Raw genomic sequence first — 15,053 nt, 5'->3', positions numbered from 1 at the left:
CGCATTTGCGGGGCTTTTTGTTTCCGGTATCAAGCATCCGGCGTCTGATCCGTTCTTTTTACGGGATTCTGGTTTTAAAGGCCGAAGTTGATTCTGCCTCCTGCTTCAAGAAAGTTGTACTGGCGTTTCCCGATTCCAACTTGAAATTGTAGGAAATCAGAAATGCGCAGTTGAGCTCCAATTCGATATCCTAGTTCCGGATCAGCAGGTCTTCCGTCAGCTATTTCGATGTTTTCCTGAAGTTCATTGTGGGATGCGACGAATATGAGGTCTACGTAACCTGAGAGTTCTGTCCATCCGTACTTTGTTCCATAGGCGTTGCCGAAGTCTGCTTTGGCGTATTTCGTCACAGTATATTGTCCGCCTACAAAACCACTGATAGATAGGTTGTCATAGATGCCTCCACCACGAACGGAGATTAAGCTGATCGAGTTTGTTTCTAGCTTGGTGTAGTAGTTAGTTTCTGTAGTTCGAACCGCATTGCTTTGTGTTTCAGTCTTCAGCGTAATGTTAATGGGCTGTCGACTTACCGAGCGAGAAAAGTGGTAAGCGCCGTGAAATTGCACTAGGGTAGAAGTAGCTGGAGTGCGAACCTCTGGCACCAAGTCTTGAAATGGGCCAACAACAGTTTTGAAGTGGATTCCTATTTTTTCGTAGTCGTTATATCCAGCAACAATATCTACTCCATAGATCCCAATCTCGTCAACTACAGGGACATCACGGAAAACAAGAACACCGGCACCAATTCCCATATACCCTTTTGGAGGTGTATCTGAAATCAATGTATGTGGAATACTAGAAGAAGAATTCTGGGCAAGAGCCAGAACGCACAGACATAGTGCGAACAGGGATAGAAGATATTTCATACGAATAGCTTTGCTTAGTTGGGTCACAAAACTAGACGAAAATCTATAAGAGGTTATTCGATTTAGAACAGGTTGTCCAAAGCCTGATCAATGTCAGGAAATGAGAAATTGAACCCAGAATCTTCCAGCTTCTCCGCACTCACCTTCTGACTTCCCAAGATCACTTCTGACATATCACCAAAGATCATTTTGAGCACGAAGCCTGGAACATTTGGCGCCCAGAATGGCTTACCGAGTGCTTTGGCTAGTTGACGGCTCATTTCTTCGTTGGTGACGGGGTTCGGAGCAACAGCATTGTAAGCTCCAGACAGATTGTTTTCTAAAGCAAAAAGGAAGATATTGACCAAGTCATCAATATGAATCCAGCTTTGCCATTGTTTACCGTCGCCTACGGCGGAACCTAAGCCTAATTTAAAGATGGGAACTAATCGTTCTAAAGCACCACCGTCTTTTGCTAACACAACCCCGATTCGAATCAAGGCCGTTCGATGTCCGTCTTGGGCTGCTTTCATTGCTTCGGTCTCCCAGTCACGTACTACATCAGATAGAAAACCCGAGCCTGGGGCATGGTCTTCCTTGAAATTATCATCTCCAAAAGGGTAGAGGCCTATGGCACTGGCAGAAAGGAATACGCGTTGTTTCCCATCCTTCATGGCTTCGACCAAGGTGCGTGTGCTATTTACGCGGCTATCTAGAATCGCTTTCTTGGTTTTTTCCGTCCATCGTTGTGCTACAGTGGCACCCGCGAGGTTGATCACAACGTCCGATTCCGCGATAGCGTGTTTGTCAACACTCAAAGAAGAAGGAGACCAATGCGCATAACTCACCAACTCGCTTCCTTGATACTTCTCTGGAGAACGTGTTAGAATGGTGACGTGATGTCCTAGACCCGTGAGGGCCTTCGTCAATTGACGACCGATCAACCCACTACCTCCACTGATGACAATATTCATAGCACTGCTTTTGAATGGAACAACTCGTGTCAAACAATGTTTATCTAGCCCTGGTTTTGCTAGGTTTCCACTTGAATAGGTAAGGTGCTATATCGTATCTTCCGGAGCAAATCTGAAAGCTATGCGCCCACTTGTACTCCTCCTTGTCCTTGTACTCTCTGCCTTTTCTGCACAGACTCAAACAATTAAGACCAAAGATGGTCTAGAATTAGGTCCGCGTCGACAGTTTGTCAAGAATTGCGCGAAGTCAGCTGGTGAAGAATACGTTGATTTCAATGGAAAGAATGTAGAGTTCAAGGAGATTTGTGGATGCATGGCTGACGAAGTGATTCCGCGCATTACCTCGATAGAATTGATTTCAGCGACGCAGAGTGATGATGGAATGACTGAGCTCATGATGCGCGAAGATATTTACCCGCACATTGAAATGTGTGTTCTTCAGAATATTGATGATATCTCGGATCTCGAGTTGGATGAAAACATCTTGGAAGAAGGCAGCCTTTCTGAGAAAGCGGCACGTCAATCATGTGTTAATGGAATGATGGAAGGAGATGAAGAATACTTCACCTTGGAGCAAGCAGAAGCATATTGCGATTGTGCGATCAACGCGATCAGAGAAAAGGGGTACTCTTTTAGCGATTTAATGCTAGCTGAAGACGAAAGCAGCGAAGTGTTTAATGAGGTAGTGATTCCTTGCGTAGTTGAGATTCTAGCAGACGATCCTAGTATCCTTGAAGAAGAAGAATTGAACTACTACACGGGTGAAGTTAGCTTTGAAAACGAAACCCGAGAAGTAGAACTCAGTGCCTTCAACGATCAATACAAGATTAAGTTGACGATTGGTGACCATACGAAGTACTACCTGTTAGATACTGGGGCTTCTGATGTGCTCATCGATCAAGCATTCGCCGAAACGCTCATGGAAGATGGCGTGATTTCAGAAAAAGATCGAGTAGGTTCAGATACGTATCAACTTGCTGACGGAAGCATGATTGAATGTCCGATCTACCTCATTCCAGAGATGTCTTCTGGAGACGTGGTTATTCGCAACTTAGAAGTTGGCGTGATGGAAGAAGGAGGTTTCCTCTGTGGTATGAGCTTCTTGAATAGCTTCCTTGATTGGGAGTTGGACGAGGATCGTTCAGTGCTTATCCTGAAGAATTAAGGTATAGACACCGGTTCGCTGTTCTTGTATGAATACATAATTCCTCGGGTTTTCGTATCTTGAGGGGTATTTTAACCAAGACTAATCATGAACCCTTTGTTGCTTGTTAGAAGGCTGATGCTCATCGGCCTTGTGCTGTTGTCATGTGCAGCTTTCGCTCAAATCCCCTGTGAGAACGGACTCGCTGGTGGAATCTATCCTTGTGATAACGTTGATCTATTAGGAACGGCTACCCAATCTGATATGGGGGCAGCTGCCAGTGTTGAGATGAATGATATCTGGGGATGGACAGATGCTCTAGACGGAAAGGAATACGTTATCCTCGGTAGAACTGATGGGACGAGTTTCTTCGACATTTCTGATCCTTTGAACCCGATTCACCTCGGCTTTCTTCCAACCTTCACAACGAACTCACTTTGGCGCGACATCAAAACCTATGGTGATTACGCGTTCATCGTTTCTGAAGCTGGCGGACACGGAATGCAAGTTTTTGACTTGACGCGTTTGCGCAACGTAGCGAATCCTCCGGAGACGTTCACTGAAGATGCGCACTACAACGGATTTGGTAACGCCCACAACATCGTGATCAATCCTGATGTAGCTCTTGCTTACGGTGTTGGAACGAACACTTTCAGCGGTGGATTCCACGTAGTTGATATCTCGGATCCATTGAACCCGACGATCGCAGGTGACTTTGCTTCTGATGGATACACACACGATGCCCAAGTCATTACATACAACGGACCAGATGCTACCTACGTTGGTAAGCAAATCGGTATGGCGTGTAATGAAGATACATTCACGATCGTAGATCTTGACGATCCAACGGATGCGCAACAAATTGCCCGTGTTGGATACAGCAACGTGGCCTACTCACACCAAGGATGGGTGACTCCTGATCATCGCTACTTTGTATTAGGTGATGAGCTCGACGAAAGCAACTTCGGAAACAATACCCGTTCGATTATTTGGGATATCCAGGACTTGGATAACCCAGTAGTGATAGGGGAATACCTCAGTACAGAAGCGGCTATCGACCACAACATGTATTCAGAAGGGAACCTAATGTTCCAAGCGAATTATCGTGCAGGCCTTCGTATTCTCGATACAGACGATATTGCCAACGCTAACTTGAGCGAGGTCGCATTCTTCGACCTGTATCCCGCGAGTAACGCCGCGGCATTCAATGGTGCTTGGAGTAGCTACCCATATTTCGAGTCAGGTGTAGTAGCGGTAAGTCATATTGAAGAAGGACTGTTCCTCTTATACCCAACCTTCATCGAAGCGAGTGTGCCTCAAACGGATTACTGCTACGAAGATGACGTGGTGATTGATATTGTACTTGATGCCGGTTTTGCTGGTCCAATCAACATGAGTGTGTCTAATGGCCTTCCAGCCGGAGCAACTGCCACGTTCTCGGCTAACGGAGTTGGTCCTGGTAACTACACGCTTACACTATCAAACTTACCTGACGTTACGGGAACTCTTGACATTGAAATTTCAGCGGCGGGGGCATTCTTCACTTACAGAACAGAGGTGAGTTTCATGATCTTGGATTGTGTGAATGACGTTCTGGGATGTACGGATCCTGCGGCAACGAACTACAACCCTGCAGCAACGATTGACGATGGAAGCTGTACCTACCCTTGTGTTGATATCACACTTCAGATTGACACTGATTGTTGGGGAGAAGAAACGAGTTGGACGCTCAACGATGCGGCCGGAAATAACATTTTCACTGTTGCAGGAAACACCCTCGCAGACCAATCCACATTCACTTGGGACTTCTGTCTTCAGCCAGGATGCTACGACTGGAACATTGCTGATAGCTTTGGTGATGGACTTTCAGGTATTGCTTCTGGTTGTGCCGTAGACGGTAACTACCAAGTGCTAGATGCCGCAGGAGATGTGATCCTGGCTATGGGAGATCCAAACTTCGGAAGTGGTATCACGGAGAACTTCTGTGTTGAGCTTCCAGTGGATGTTTCAGGTTGTACTGATCCTACTGCATGTAACTACGATCCTGCGGCTACAACAGACGATGGCTCTTGTATTCTTCCTGACGGATGTACGGATGCAACAGCATGTAATTACGACCCTGCAGCCCTTTGTGACAATGGTTCATGTATCCTTCCTGACGGGTGTACGAATGCTGCAGCATGTAACTACGATCCTGCTGCCACTTGTGACGATGGCTCTTGTCAGCTTCCTGATGGATGTACAGATGCCAGCGCTTGTAACTACGATCCAATGGCATTGTGTGACAATGGTTCATGTATCCTTCCTGATGGATGTACCAATCCAACTGCTTGTAACTACGATGCTACTGCTCTTTGTGACGACGGCTCATGTATCTTACCAAATGGGTGTACAGACCCTGCGGCGTGTAATTACGATCCGGCAGCTAGCTGTGATGATGGATCATGTCAGCTTCCAGATGGATGTACAGATCCAGCAGCGTGTAACTACGATATGAGCGCTCTTTGTGATGACGGTTCATGTGTATTACCACAGATGTACTATGCTGATAACGATGATGACGGATTTGGGGCGGGAATGCCAGTTCAACTCTGTGCACCGCAAGCTGGTTTCGTTCTTCAAGATGGAGATTGTGATGACGATAACAACATGGCTTACCCTGGAGCACCAGGAACAGCCGAAGGTATCGACAACAACTGTAACGGTACAATCGATCCAGAAGAAGAGATTCCGGCAAGCTGCTTCGGAGACTTCAATGATGATGGCTTGATCAATGCATCTGACCTACTCACCGTATTGGGTGACTTTGGATGTGTTTCAAACTGTAACGCCGACCTAAACGATGATGATATCGTGAATGCGACTGACATTCTGATCTTCCTTGGTTTGTTCGGAACGATTTGTCCGTAACCCAGTGAAAAGAGAATTAAAAAAGGCACTCCATCGGGGTGCCTTTTTTGTGTTTGGTAATTTCTTTAAGCTGCTTCTTCCATCAGCTGCTTGCGATAAAGCTCAGCGTAGACGCCATCTTTATCGAGTAATGACTTGTGATCTCCCTGTTCAATGATCTTCCCATCATCCATCACCAGAATCTTATCGGCGTGTTTAATAGAAGACACTCGATGAGAGATAATCAATGAACTTCGTCCGTTCATGATACGCTTCAGGTTGTTTAGGATCGCTTCCTCAGTTTCTGTATCGACTGCCGAAAGGCAATCATCAAACATCAAGATTCTAGGGTTCTTGATGATAGCACGCGCAATAGAAATACGCTGTTTCTGACCACCAGAAAGGTTGATGCCACGTTCACCTAATACAGTCTCATACTTCTTAGGAAAGTCGATGATGTTCTCATGTACCTGGGCATCTTTCGCAGCTTGCTCTACCGCTTCCGCGTTAGCGTCATCAACCCCAAACTTAATGTTGTTGAATATAGACTCAGAGAAAAGGAAGACTTCTTGAGGGACGTAACCAATATTCTCTCTCACTTGGTAGAGGTTGTGGTTTGGTAGCGGTTTACCATCGATCAGGATTTCTCCATCAGTAGGGTCATATTGACGAGCGACCAAATTCGCCACTGTAGATTTCCCGCTTCCTGTACGTCCGATAATCGCCAAGGTCTCACCCGCATTTAGTTCAAAACTCACATTGTCAAGCGCCTTGATTCCTGAGTCAGGGTAGACGAATGAGACGTTTTTGAAGGCGATATTTCCTTTGATTTCTGGAATGCGCTCGCCGAAGTTTTCAATGTCAGGACGTTGCTTCAAGAACTCGTTAATTCTGGCTTGAGAAGCTTCTGCTTTCTGAACGAGGGAAGTCACCCACCCGACGCTGGCAAATGGCCAAGTCAACAGGTTTACATAGAATACGAAGGTGAAAATCTTGTCTACTCCAAGTTCGCCTGCAATCACTTTCTGTCCACCGATGTAGATCGTTAGAATGGTACTCAATCCAACCAATAAAACAATGATTGGCATGAATAGCGCGTCAACTTTGACCTGAGAGAGTGCTTTCACCTTGTAGAGATCAGACTCCTTTTGGAAGTTCGTCTCGCTATATTCTTGACGATGGTATGCCTTTAGAACTCGAATTCCGGAAATAGACTCCTGAACGATCGTACTCAACTTCGATTGTTGACGTTGAACAGCCTCAGATCTGCGATTCATGATGTTACTCACGTAATAGATTGAGATCGACATAAACGGTAGGGGAAGTAGAGCATACAGCGTGAGCTCGACGTCAGTCATCAACATCACGGTAACCACTAGAATCATCAAGACAACGAGGTTCAGCGTATACATGACTGCAGGGCCGAGATACATCCTGACCTTGGAGACATCTTCGGAGATTCTGTTCATGAGGTCTCCTGTATTGTTCCTCTTATAGAAGGCCATCGAAAGGCGCTGGTAGTGATCGTAGATCTCGTTCTTCTGATCGTATTCGATCAAACGTGACATGACAATGATGGTCTGACGCGTGAAGAACAAGAAGAGTCCTTTCAGCAAATAAGTACCGATGTACAGTAAGGCGAGTAAGACACCCACTTGCACAATCGCCATAAGTGCTTGGTCAAAGGTGTCCAAGCTTTTTGTGGCATCGCTAGCCAAATTCAGATTCTCGGAAATCCACTGCAAACTAGCAGGGAGTTCTAGATCCTCTCCGGTAACTAGATCATCTGCATTGAATGAAGCATCTTCAGCACGAGCCGTGCGAAGCGGATCGAAATAACGCTCATTGGCATTGCGAAGTACAGAGACTCCTTCACCAATCAAAACTGGTGCGTATACCGCAAACAGATTCGTTAGGATGATGAAAAGGAAGCCGAGGCCAAGACGCCATCGGTATTTCCAGAAGTATTTATTGAGCGACTGTAATGCCTTCATAGGTTAAAAGCGGAAATTCCACGTTACGGAAGGAAGAATAGGGAAGAGGCTCACTTGATAAGCCTTTGGCTCTACGTTTCCTTCGGCCAGATCTCCCTCAACTCCGACGTAGTAAAAGTAAGGGTTCAATCGGTTATACAAATTATAGATGGAGAAGGTCCAACTGCTCTCGATCTTTGGCTCCAGACCTTTCTCTGTAATGCGCTTTTTACGCGCTTCACGGAAGCGAGGGTACCATGTAGCGGCAATATCTGCCCGATGGTATGGTGCCATTCGGATGTTATTTCGTTCATCGTAAACGTCAACAAATCGTCCTTCAAAGAAGTAACGCTCTGTCGGAAGTGATATCGAATTCCCAGTTCCATACACAAAGGTGAACCCGAACTCCCACTTCTCATTCAACGTGTATCCCATCACCACACTGAGGTCATGTCGACGATCGAAACGTGATGGGTATTCCCTGCCGGCGTTGAGGTCATCAAATTGGCGCATCGTGCGGCTCCAAGTATATCCTACCCAACCGTTGAGCTTGCCGTAGGTCTTTTTGAAGAAGAATTCAGCTCCATAGGAATAACCATTTCCGAAGACCAATTGGTTATCCGTGTTGTTGTTGAGGTTGTTTTCTGGTTGAGCACCTTCTTCATATTCAACCAGGTTTTCCATGTCTTTGTAGTACAACTCCACCGAGGCTTCGTAGTTGTTGTTCAAGAAATTTCGGAAGTATCCAAGATTGTATTGTCGACCGAATTGAGGGCGTACCACATCAGTACTTGGAAGCCAGACATCGGTAGGGAGCGATGTTGGAGAGAGGTTCGCCAGGTGAACGTACTGGTAGTTCTGGCTAAACCCTGCTTTTACCGAAGAACGCTCATTGATGCGGTAACGCATGCTGATTCGAGGTTCTAGTCCGCCGTAGTCTTTAACGAGTTCTCCCTTGTCGTATTCCACCGTTTGGTTAGGTTCAACCTGATCGAAGTTATCTTGTTCAGATTCGATGTAACGCGTGAACGGACCTACATGGGCGAAGTAGCTGTAGCGCAGTCCAAAGTTAAGTCGGAGATCAGACGTCAAGTCAAATTCATCTTGAAGATACACACCCACTTCGTGTGAGAAGTTTTGCATTTCTCCTCCGAGATCGAATTCGGTGTCTCCTGAGCTAGCAGTAGCTTGGCTAGGGGAGAAGACGTGGTAAACGTAATCGAAACCACCTTTCACTTGATGACGTGGATTCGGGTACCAACTCAATTGGTTTTTGACGCTCCAGTCTTGAATACCCGATTTCAGGCTGAAGTTGAAGTCTTCCTGTGAACCTTTAAATTCGAAACGATAGTCTGAATAAGTCACGTTGGTGTTCATGAAAAGCTTGTCGCTAAACAAGTGATTCCAGCGAAGACTACCCATAGAATTTCCCCACGGAATGTCAGCTCCAAAACCGGCTTGATCGTTTTGGAAGCCAAAAACATCACGACCAAAGTATCCGCTCAAGAAAAGACGGTCTTTGTCGGAGATGGTGTAGTTGATTTTCGCATTGAGGTCATAGAAGAAATAGCCCGATCCCGCGAAATCAGATTCGGGGTTGACGAAAGGCTCTAAGAGGACATCGATATAAGTTCGTCGAGCGCTTACGATGAAGCTCATCTTGTCTTTGATAATGGGACCTTGAAGCGTCAAGCGCGAGCTAATCAGTCCAATTCCACCATCGACTTCAAATTCTTTGCTGTTCCCTTCTTTCAATGAAATATCAAGCACAGAGGAGATTCGACCTCCATAAGATGCGGGCATTCCTCCTTTGATCAACTCAACATTCTTGATAGCGTCGGCATTGAAGACCGAGAAGAAACCAAAAAGGTGTGAAGCATTGTAGATCGTCGCGTTGTCAAGAAGGATCAGGTTTTGATCAGGCCCGCCGCCGCGTACATAGAATCCGGAATTCCCTTCTCCTGCTGAGGAAACACCTGGTAAATATTGAATCGTCTTCAAGACATCCACTTCACCAAGAAGCGCTGGAAGTCTTTTAATAGCCGCGACTTCAAGATCGACGCGCCCTAAATCGGTGCTTTCGGTATTTGACGAACGTTCGCCTACCACCACCGCTTCATCTGTTTGGATGCTCTTAGGTTTGAGCTCGACATTCAATGCTAAGTCATCGGATAACGAAAGCGATTTGGTCAATGTCTCGTAACCGATGAAACTGTATGATACCTCGTAATCTCCCGCAGGAACAGAAAGGGAATAGAATCCGTAAATATTGGTCGGAACTCCTGTTTGTAGCTCTTGGATGATCACATTGGCTCCAAGAATAGTCTCACCCGTTGTGACGTCTGTAACGTATCCACTGAGGGTCACTTTCTCTTGACTAAAAAGGGAGGAAGTAATCAGAATGAAAAGGACGAAAATCAGTCCTTTAATTGCCGTTGTTGATTGCGTCATCTTGATGTGTGCAAAGGTACTGATAAGACCTCTTGCAAATAGCAAAACAGACAATGCTTTTATGATGTTTTAAGGCATTGATAATTCACCGTGAATTTCTCTTCTAAGATTGGTAACCTTCAGGCGCTTTTCGCGTAAACGAGGGTGCTAACGAATGCCCTGAGATGAAAAGAGTAATGACATGGGTTGGTACGTTATTCTTGATGGGAGTAGGCTTCTCTGCTCAAAGTCAAGATGTTAACTACCTTGATTCCCAAATGAAAGAAACAAAGAAGCGTCAAGCATCTTTTGTTCGCGAGTTGACCGAATTGGGTAATGACACCTATTCAGCACGTATTACGAGTGCTGATGGCTGGGTGAAGTGTGAAGGTATTTATGTCTTCCTCGAAGGGAAATTCATGGAACACGGTGAATTTGTGTTCTACTATCCAAGCGGTCAGATTGAATCCAAAGGGAAATACGAATACGGTGTGAAAGTGGGCTCTTGGGAGCGATACACTACTGGGGGAACCAGAAAGGCCGATCGTTTTTACGACCCTGAATCTGCAAATCTGATCAGGAACGTGATGAAGCAGTAAGGCTTCTCTATCTTCGCAGCTATGCTGCGGAATTTTCTTTTCCTTTTTATCATCGCTTTATGTGCCTGTCAATCTGAAGACACGCGCACAGGGAAAACTGTATTTCGTTACAACGAGTCGAACGGCATTACTTCATTAGATCCCGCATTTGCCAGAAACCTAGAGAATATGTGGGCAGTCAATCAGCTCTTTGATGGTTTAGTTGAACTCGATAGCACCCTTCAAATTCGTCCGCTAATCGCTGAATCTTGGGACATTACTGATAGCGGAAAAACCTACACCTTCTTCTTACGTGACGACGTGAAGTTTCATCCTTCACCACTATTCCGCGATAGCTTAAATAGAACGGTCAATGCAGAAGATGTCGCATTTAGTTTCGAACGCATTCTAGATCCCGAGCTAGCTTCACCAGGAAAGTGGATTTTTGATCCGCTACGTGATTCGGCGGCGATTGAAGTCATTGATGAACGTACCATTGTCCTTCACCTCGATCAGCCCTTCCCTCCATTCTTAGGGATGCTGACAACTCAGTTCGCCAATATCGTTCCGAAGGAAGTGGTCACGCACTATGGTGCTGATTTTCGCTCAAACCCTACAGGAACGGGACCGTTCAAATTCGCTTTTTGGATGGAAGATGTAGCGTTGGTGTTTCACAAGTTTGATGATTTTTGGGAGAGAGATTCATCAGGAGAAACACTTCCATACCTCGATGCGGTGAAGATTTCTTTTGTGCGAGACATGAGTGCTGAATACCTAGGCTTGCTCCAAGGTCAGTTCGATTTCATGTCAGGCTTGCACCCGGCATACAAAGACGAGTTGCTCAGTACGAACGGTGAGTTGAACGATGGCTTTGACCAAATCAGATTTCAACGAACACCTTTCATCAAAACTGACTACATCGGGATTCTGTCTGATGATTCTATCCTGACGGCCCAGAATCATCCGTTCAAAGATAAGCGGGTACGACAGGCATTGAACTATGCCGTTGATCGGGCTTCGATGGTGCGGTACCTCCGCAATAACAGTGTGTTCGAAGCCGGACATGGATTTGTTCCCAAAGGACTCCCAGCCTTTGATCCATCGGCTGAATATGGAGTGAATTACGATGTAGAAAAGGCAAAAGCGTTGCTAGCAGAAGCTGGTTTCCCTGAAGGTCAAGGGATTCCTCCGGTTGCTATCAGCACCACTGGCGACTATGTTGACCTCTGCGAATTCCTCCAGTTCCAATGGTCGAAAATTGGCATTCAAGTTGAGATCGATGTCTTAGCTGGTTCAGCGCATCGTGAGAAAGTAGCACGTTCTCAAGCCATGATGTTCCGTAAGTCTTGGTTAGCTGATTACGCTAGCGCGGAAAACTTCTTAGCCCTCTTCCACACAAAGAATTTCACTCCTGGAGGTCCGAACTATACACACTACAGCAGCGCTGAATTCGATTCTCTCTATGAACGCGCGGTATCAACTACTGACGATCTTACTCGCCGCCAACTTTACCGTCAAATGGACTCGCTAGTCATGGATGCATCCCCAGTCATCCCCCTTTTTTATGACCAGGTATCTCACTTCATTCGCCAGGATGTAACCCACTTCGAGACCAATCCCGTGAATATGCTGGATTTGAAACGTACGAAGAAGGAAGAGGAATAGCATGATTAGGGATTAGTTTTTAGTCTACAGTTCTTAGTTCTTAGTTCTTGGTTCTTAGTTCTTGGTTCTTGGTATTTAGTTCTTGGTTCTTGGTATTTAGTTCATTGTTGTCGATCATAGAAACGGGTTATAGATTATCGTTTATCGTTTATCGATTATCGATTCTCGAGTTATAGATTTCGATTAATTACATTCGCGTCATGCTGAAGATCGACATGCACACCCATATCATCCCGAAACACTTGCCTCGATGGGCAGAGAAATTTGGGTACGGAGATTTCATTCACTTAGAGCACCACCGTGAAGGTTTTGCTCGAATGATGCAGGGGGATCGATTCTTTAGAGAGATTGAGTCAAACTGTTGGGACCCGGATTTGCGGATTCAGGACTATGAGAAGTTTGATACCCAGGTTCAAGTGGTTTGCACCATTCCGGTGATGTTTTCATACTGGGCTCAGCCACACCATTGCTTGGAGGTATCTAAGTTCTTGAATGATGATATCGCTGACTTGGTGGCGAAGTATCCGAAGAATTACGTGGGCTTGGCGACCATTCCGATGCAAGATGCTGACCTCGCCATCGAAGAGTTGGAACGTGCGAAGAACATCGGACTAAAGGGAATCCAAATCGGTAGTAATATCGAAGGGAAGAACCTGAGTGAAGACCGTTTCTACCCCATCTTTGAAGCATGTCAAGATCTTGATATGGCGATCATGATTCACCCTTGGAACATGATGGGAAAACCGGAAATGGAGAAGTACTGGCTACCATGGCTCGTAGGGATGCCAGCGGAAACGTCGAGAGCAATTTGTTCTTTGATTTTTAGCGGTGTTCTTGAGCGTCTTCCAAATCTCCGATTCAACTTTTCCCACGCTAGTGGATCATTCTTAGCAACAATTGGGAGGGTAGAACACGGATATAACTGTCGTCCTGACCTCGTGGCTATTGATAACCCAATTAACCCAAGAGAATACCTTGGAAAGTTTTGGGTAGACAGCATTACCCACGATGATAAAATGCTGAACTACGTTCTTGATATGGTAGGTTCAGATAAGGTAAGTCTCGGAACTGACTATCCATTCCCATTGGGTGACCTTGAGATCGGTAAATTCATCACTGAGATGGATCTTTCCGAGCAAGTCGTAGAAGATATCTTCTGCAATTCTGCTTTGGGGTGGTTGAATATGAAGAAGGAAGACTTCCTCTAATCAACGCTGAATCATAAACGGAATCGTTTGTGTTCCTTCATCAATAACGAGCACATAGCTCCCTTCGGCGAGCATAGACAACTCAAGAGGACTTTCTTGCAATACACCACTCTTCACCACTTTTCCGGTGAGATCTACAATTTCGTATTGAATCGATTTTTGGTCTGCTCGAACAACTTGAATAAAGTCTTGAGCTGGATTTGGATAGATACGCACAAGGCTCTCTGATTGCTCTTCAACACCCACACCACCGTCGTACACTAGAATGTCTTCAATGACAATGACCTCAGGACATTCCGTGTTAGGGGTAATCGTAAATGGCGTGTCTTGCGTAATGCTGATAATTAGCTCACCACCATCAGCTAATGTTGATTGCTCTCCTGCAATCTCAATTACAACGCTATTCACAAAAGGAGTGAGGTCGACATGAATGGTGAACTCGTTGTTTCCGTTGTCAATGATGGTGTACCCAACTTCGGTTTGCTCATACTGTCTCCAAACGTTAGGGTTATTTTGCCATGCATTCCAAACAGCTTCGTCGATAGAGGCGGCGTCAGAAGCATCAATGGAACCAGCATAATCGCTGTCCATAGGATTGTTTCCGAACATGGCTACATACATAGTGGATGCGACTACAAAGCTTCCTTCTGCGGAAGGGTGAGAACCGTCGCCAGCATACAATGAAATGTCAGTATTGGTAAAAAGGTCTTCCCAAATGACACCCACAGGGGCGCAGAAAGCTGCGTTTTGATCACATGCATTGAGGTAACGTTCAGTCAAGAGCTCTTGCATTCCTTCGTAGGTGCATACTGGAGGCCAATTCGGACAGTTTTGTGCGTCACCTTCTTCGCGTCCCCAAGTCATGAAGAGCATCGGAACTGCGCAGGTATTGTACTGATGAATATGATCAACAAGCGACTCAACAAAAGGGTAGAAGCTTCCTTCAACTTGAAAGTCAGGGAAACTTGGTAGTTGACTCTGTTCTTGCATAATCACGAAGTCCCAGCCGCCTTCTTCGATTTTCGAAAGAGTAGAATTGTTCGTTGAATGTGATTCGAGGGTATATCCTCCAAAGGTGCTTTCTTCCCAGATTAACTCATCGCCCATACTCTCGGCAATGTCTGCCACGGTTTGAGCCATCGTATTGTAGTAGGTGTAGCTATTTCCAATGAAAAGAGCTCTTTTAGTCTCTGCTGATGATTGAAAGCAAAGAAGTGTTGCAGCAAAAAGGAATAGATATCTCACAGGTCAGTTATTACAGTTACAATGATAGTTGAATCAACTAAATGGTTGCACAGGCCAAGCTATTCCTTTGAGAATTAGACGTATCTTGAAGGTCCACTCCTT

Annotated in this window: 10 protein-coding genes; 5 read left to right on the top strand and 5 right to left on the bottom strand. The window is 45.6% G+C overall.

Annotated features, from left to right (window positions below):
* Positions 1-74: 74 nt before the first annotated feature.
* Positions 75-866, bottom strand: a complete 792-nt coding sequence (locus tag RA156_RS08860) for a hypothetical protein (protein WP_306639514.1) — start codon at positions 864-866, stop codon at positions 75-77.
* A 62-nt stretch (positions 867-928) separates the two neighbouring features.
* Positions 929-1,819: a TIGR01777 family oxidoreductase gene (locus RA156_RS08855; RefSeq protein ID WP_306639513.1), complete on the bottom strand. Its 891-nt coding sequence runs from the start codon at positions 1,817-1,819 to the stop codon at positions 929-931.
* 121 nt (positions 1,820-1,940) lie between these two features.
* On the opposite strand from RA156_RS08855, the gene RA156_RS08850 reads away from it, so the two are divergent.
* Both RA156_RS08850 and RA156_RS08845 read left to right on the top strand, forming a co-directional pair.
* Positions 1,941-2,984, top strand: a complete 1,044-nt coding sequence (locus RA156_RS08850) for a retropepsin-like aspartic protease family protein (protein ID WP_306639512.1) — start codon at positions 1,941-1,943, stop codon at positions 2,982-2,984.
* 87 nt (positions 2,985-3,071) lie between these two features.
* On the top strand, positions 3,072-5,873 hold the full coding sequence (locus RA156_RS08845) for a choice-of-anchor B family protein (protein ID WP_306639511.1): 2,802 nt from the start codon (positions 3,072-3,074) through the stop codon (positions 5,871-5,873).
* 65 nt (positions 5,874-5,938) lie between these two features.
* Here the strand turns inward: RA156_RS08845 and RA156_RS08840 are convergent, their stop codons facing one another.
* Together RA156_RS08840 and RA156_RS08835 are read right to left on the bottom strand one after the other, a co-directional pair.
* Positions 5,939-7,846, bottom strand: a complete 1,908-nt coding sequence (locus RA156_RS08840; RefSeq protein WP_306639510.1) for an ABC transporter ATP-binding protein — start codon at positions 7,844-7,846, stop codon at positions 5,939-5,941.
* 3 nt (positions 7,847-7,849) lie between these two features.
* Positions 7,850-10,276 (bottom strand): TonB-dependent receptor, encoded by a 2,427-nt coding sequence (locus RA156_RS08835; protein WP_306639509.1) that lies wholly within the window; start codon positions 10,274-10,276, stop codon positions 7,850-7,852.
* Positions 10,277-10,440: 164 nt separating this feature from the next.
* Here RA156_RS08835 and RA156_RS08830 point away from each other — a divergent pair, with 164 nt between their 5' ends.
* The 3 genes from RA156_RS08830 to RA156_RS08820 all read left to right on the top strand — a co-directional run bounded on the left by RA156_RS08830 (position 10,441) and on the right by RA156_RS08820 (position 13,706).
* Positions 10,441-10,854, top strand: coding sequence for a toxin-antitoxin system YwqK family antitoxin (locus RA156_RS08830; RefSeq protein ID WP_306639508.1), 414 nt, complete (start codon positions 10,441-10,443; stop codon positions 10,852-10,854).
* A gap of 21 nt (positions 10,855-10,875) precedes the next feature.
* A complete protein-coding gene (locus RA156_RS08825; RefSeq protein ID WP_306639507.1) occupies positions 10,876-12,498 on the top strand; it encodes an ABC transporter substrate-binding protein in 1,623 nt (540 codons plus the stop codon).
* A gap of 200 nt (positions 12,499-12,698) precedes the next feature.
* On the top strand, positions 12,699-13,706 hold the full coding sequence (locus RA156_RS08820) for an amidohydrolase family protein (protein WP_306639506.1): 1,008 nt from the start codon (positions 12,699-12,701) through the stop codon (positions 13,704-13,706).
* Here the strand turns inward: RA156_RS08820 and RA156_RS08815 are convergent, their stop codons facing one another.
* The gene (locus RA156_RS08815) at positions 13,707-14,951 is read right to left on the bottom strand and encodes an SGNH/GDSL hydrolase family protein (RefSeq protein WP_306639505.1); all 1,245 of its coding nucleotides are present in this window, start codon (positions 14,949-14,951) and stop codon (positions 13,707-13,709) included. It lies immediately after the preceding gene.
* Positions 14,952-15,053 lie beyond the last annotated feature (102 nt).

Origin of the sequence: Sanyastnella coralliicola (assembly GCF_030845195.1) — a bacterium.
GTDB lineage: Bacteria > Bacteroidota > Bacteroidia > Flavobacteriales_D > Sanyastnellaceae > Sanyastnella > Sanyastnella coralliicola.
The sequence above is the reverse complement of the archived record's forward strand: the minus strand, read 5'-3'. Positions and strand labels throughout refer to the sequence as shown.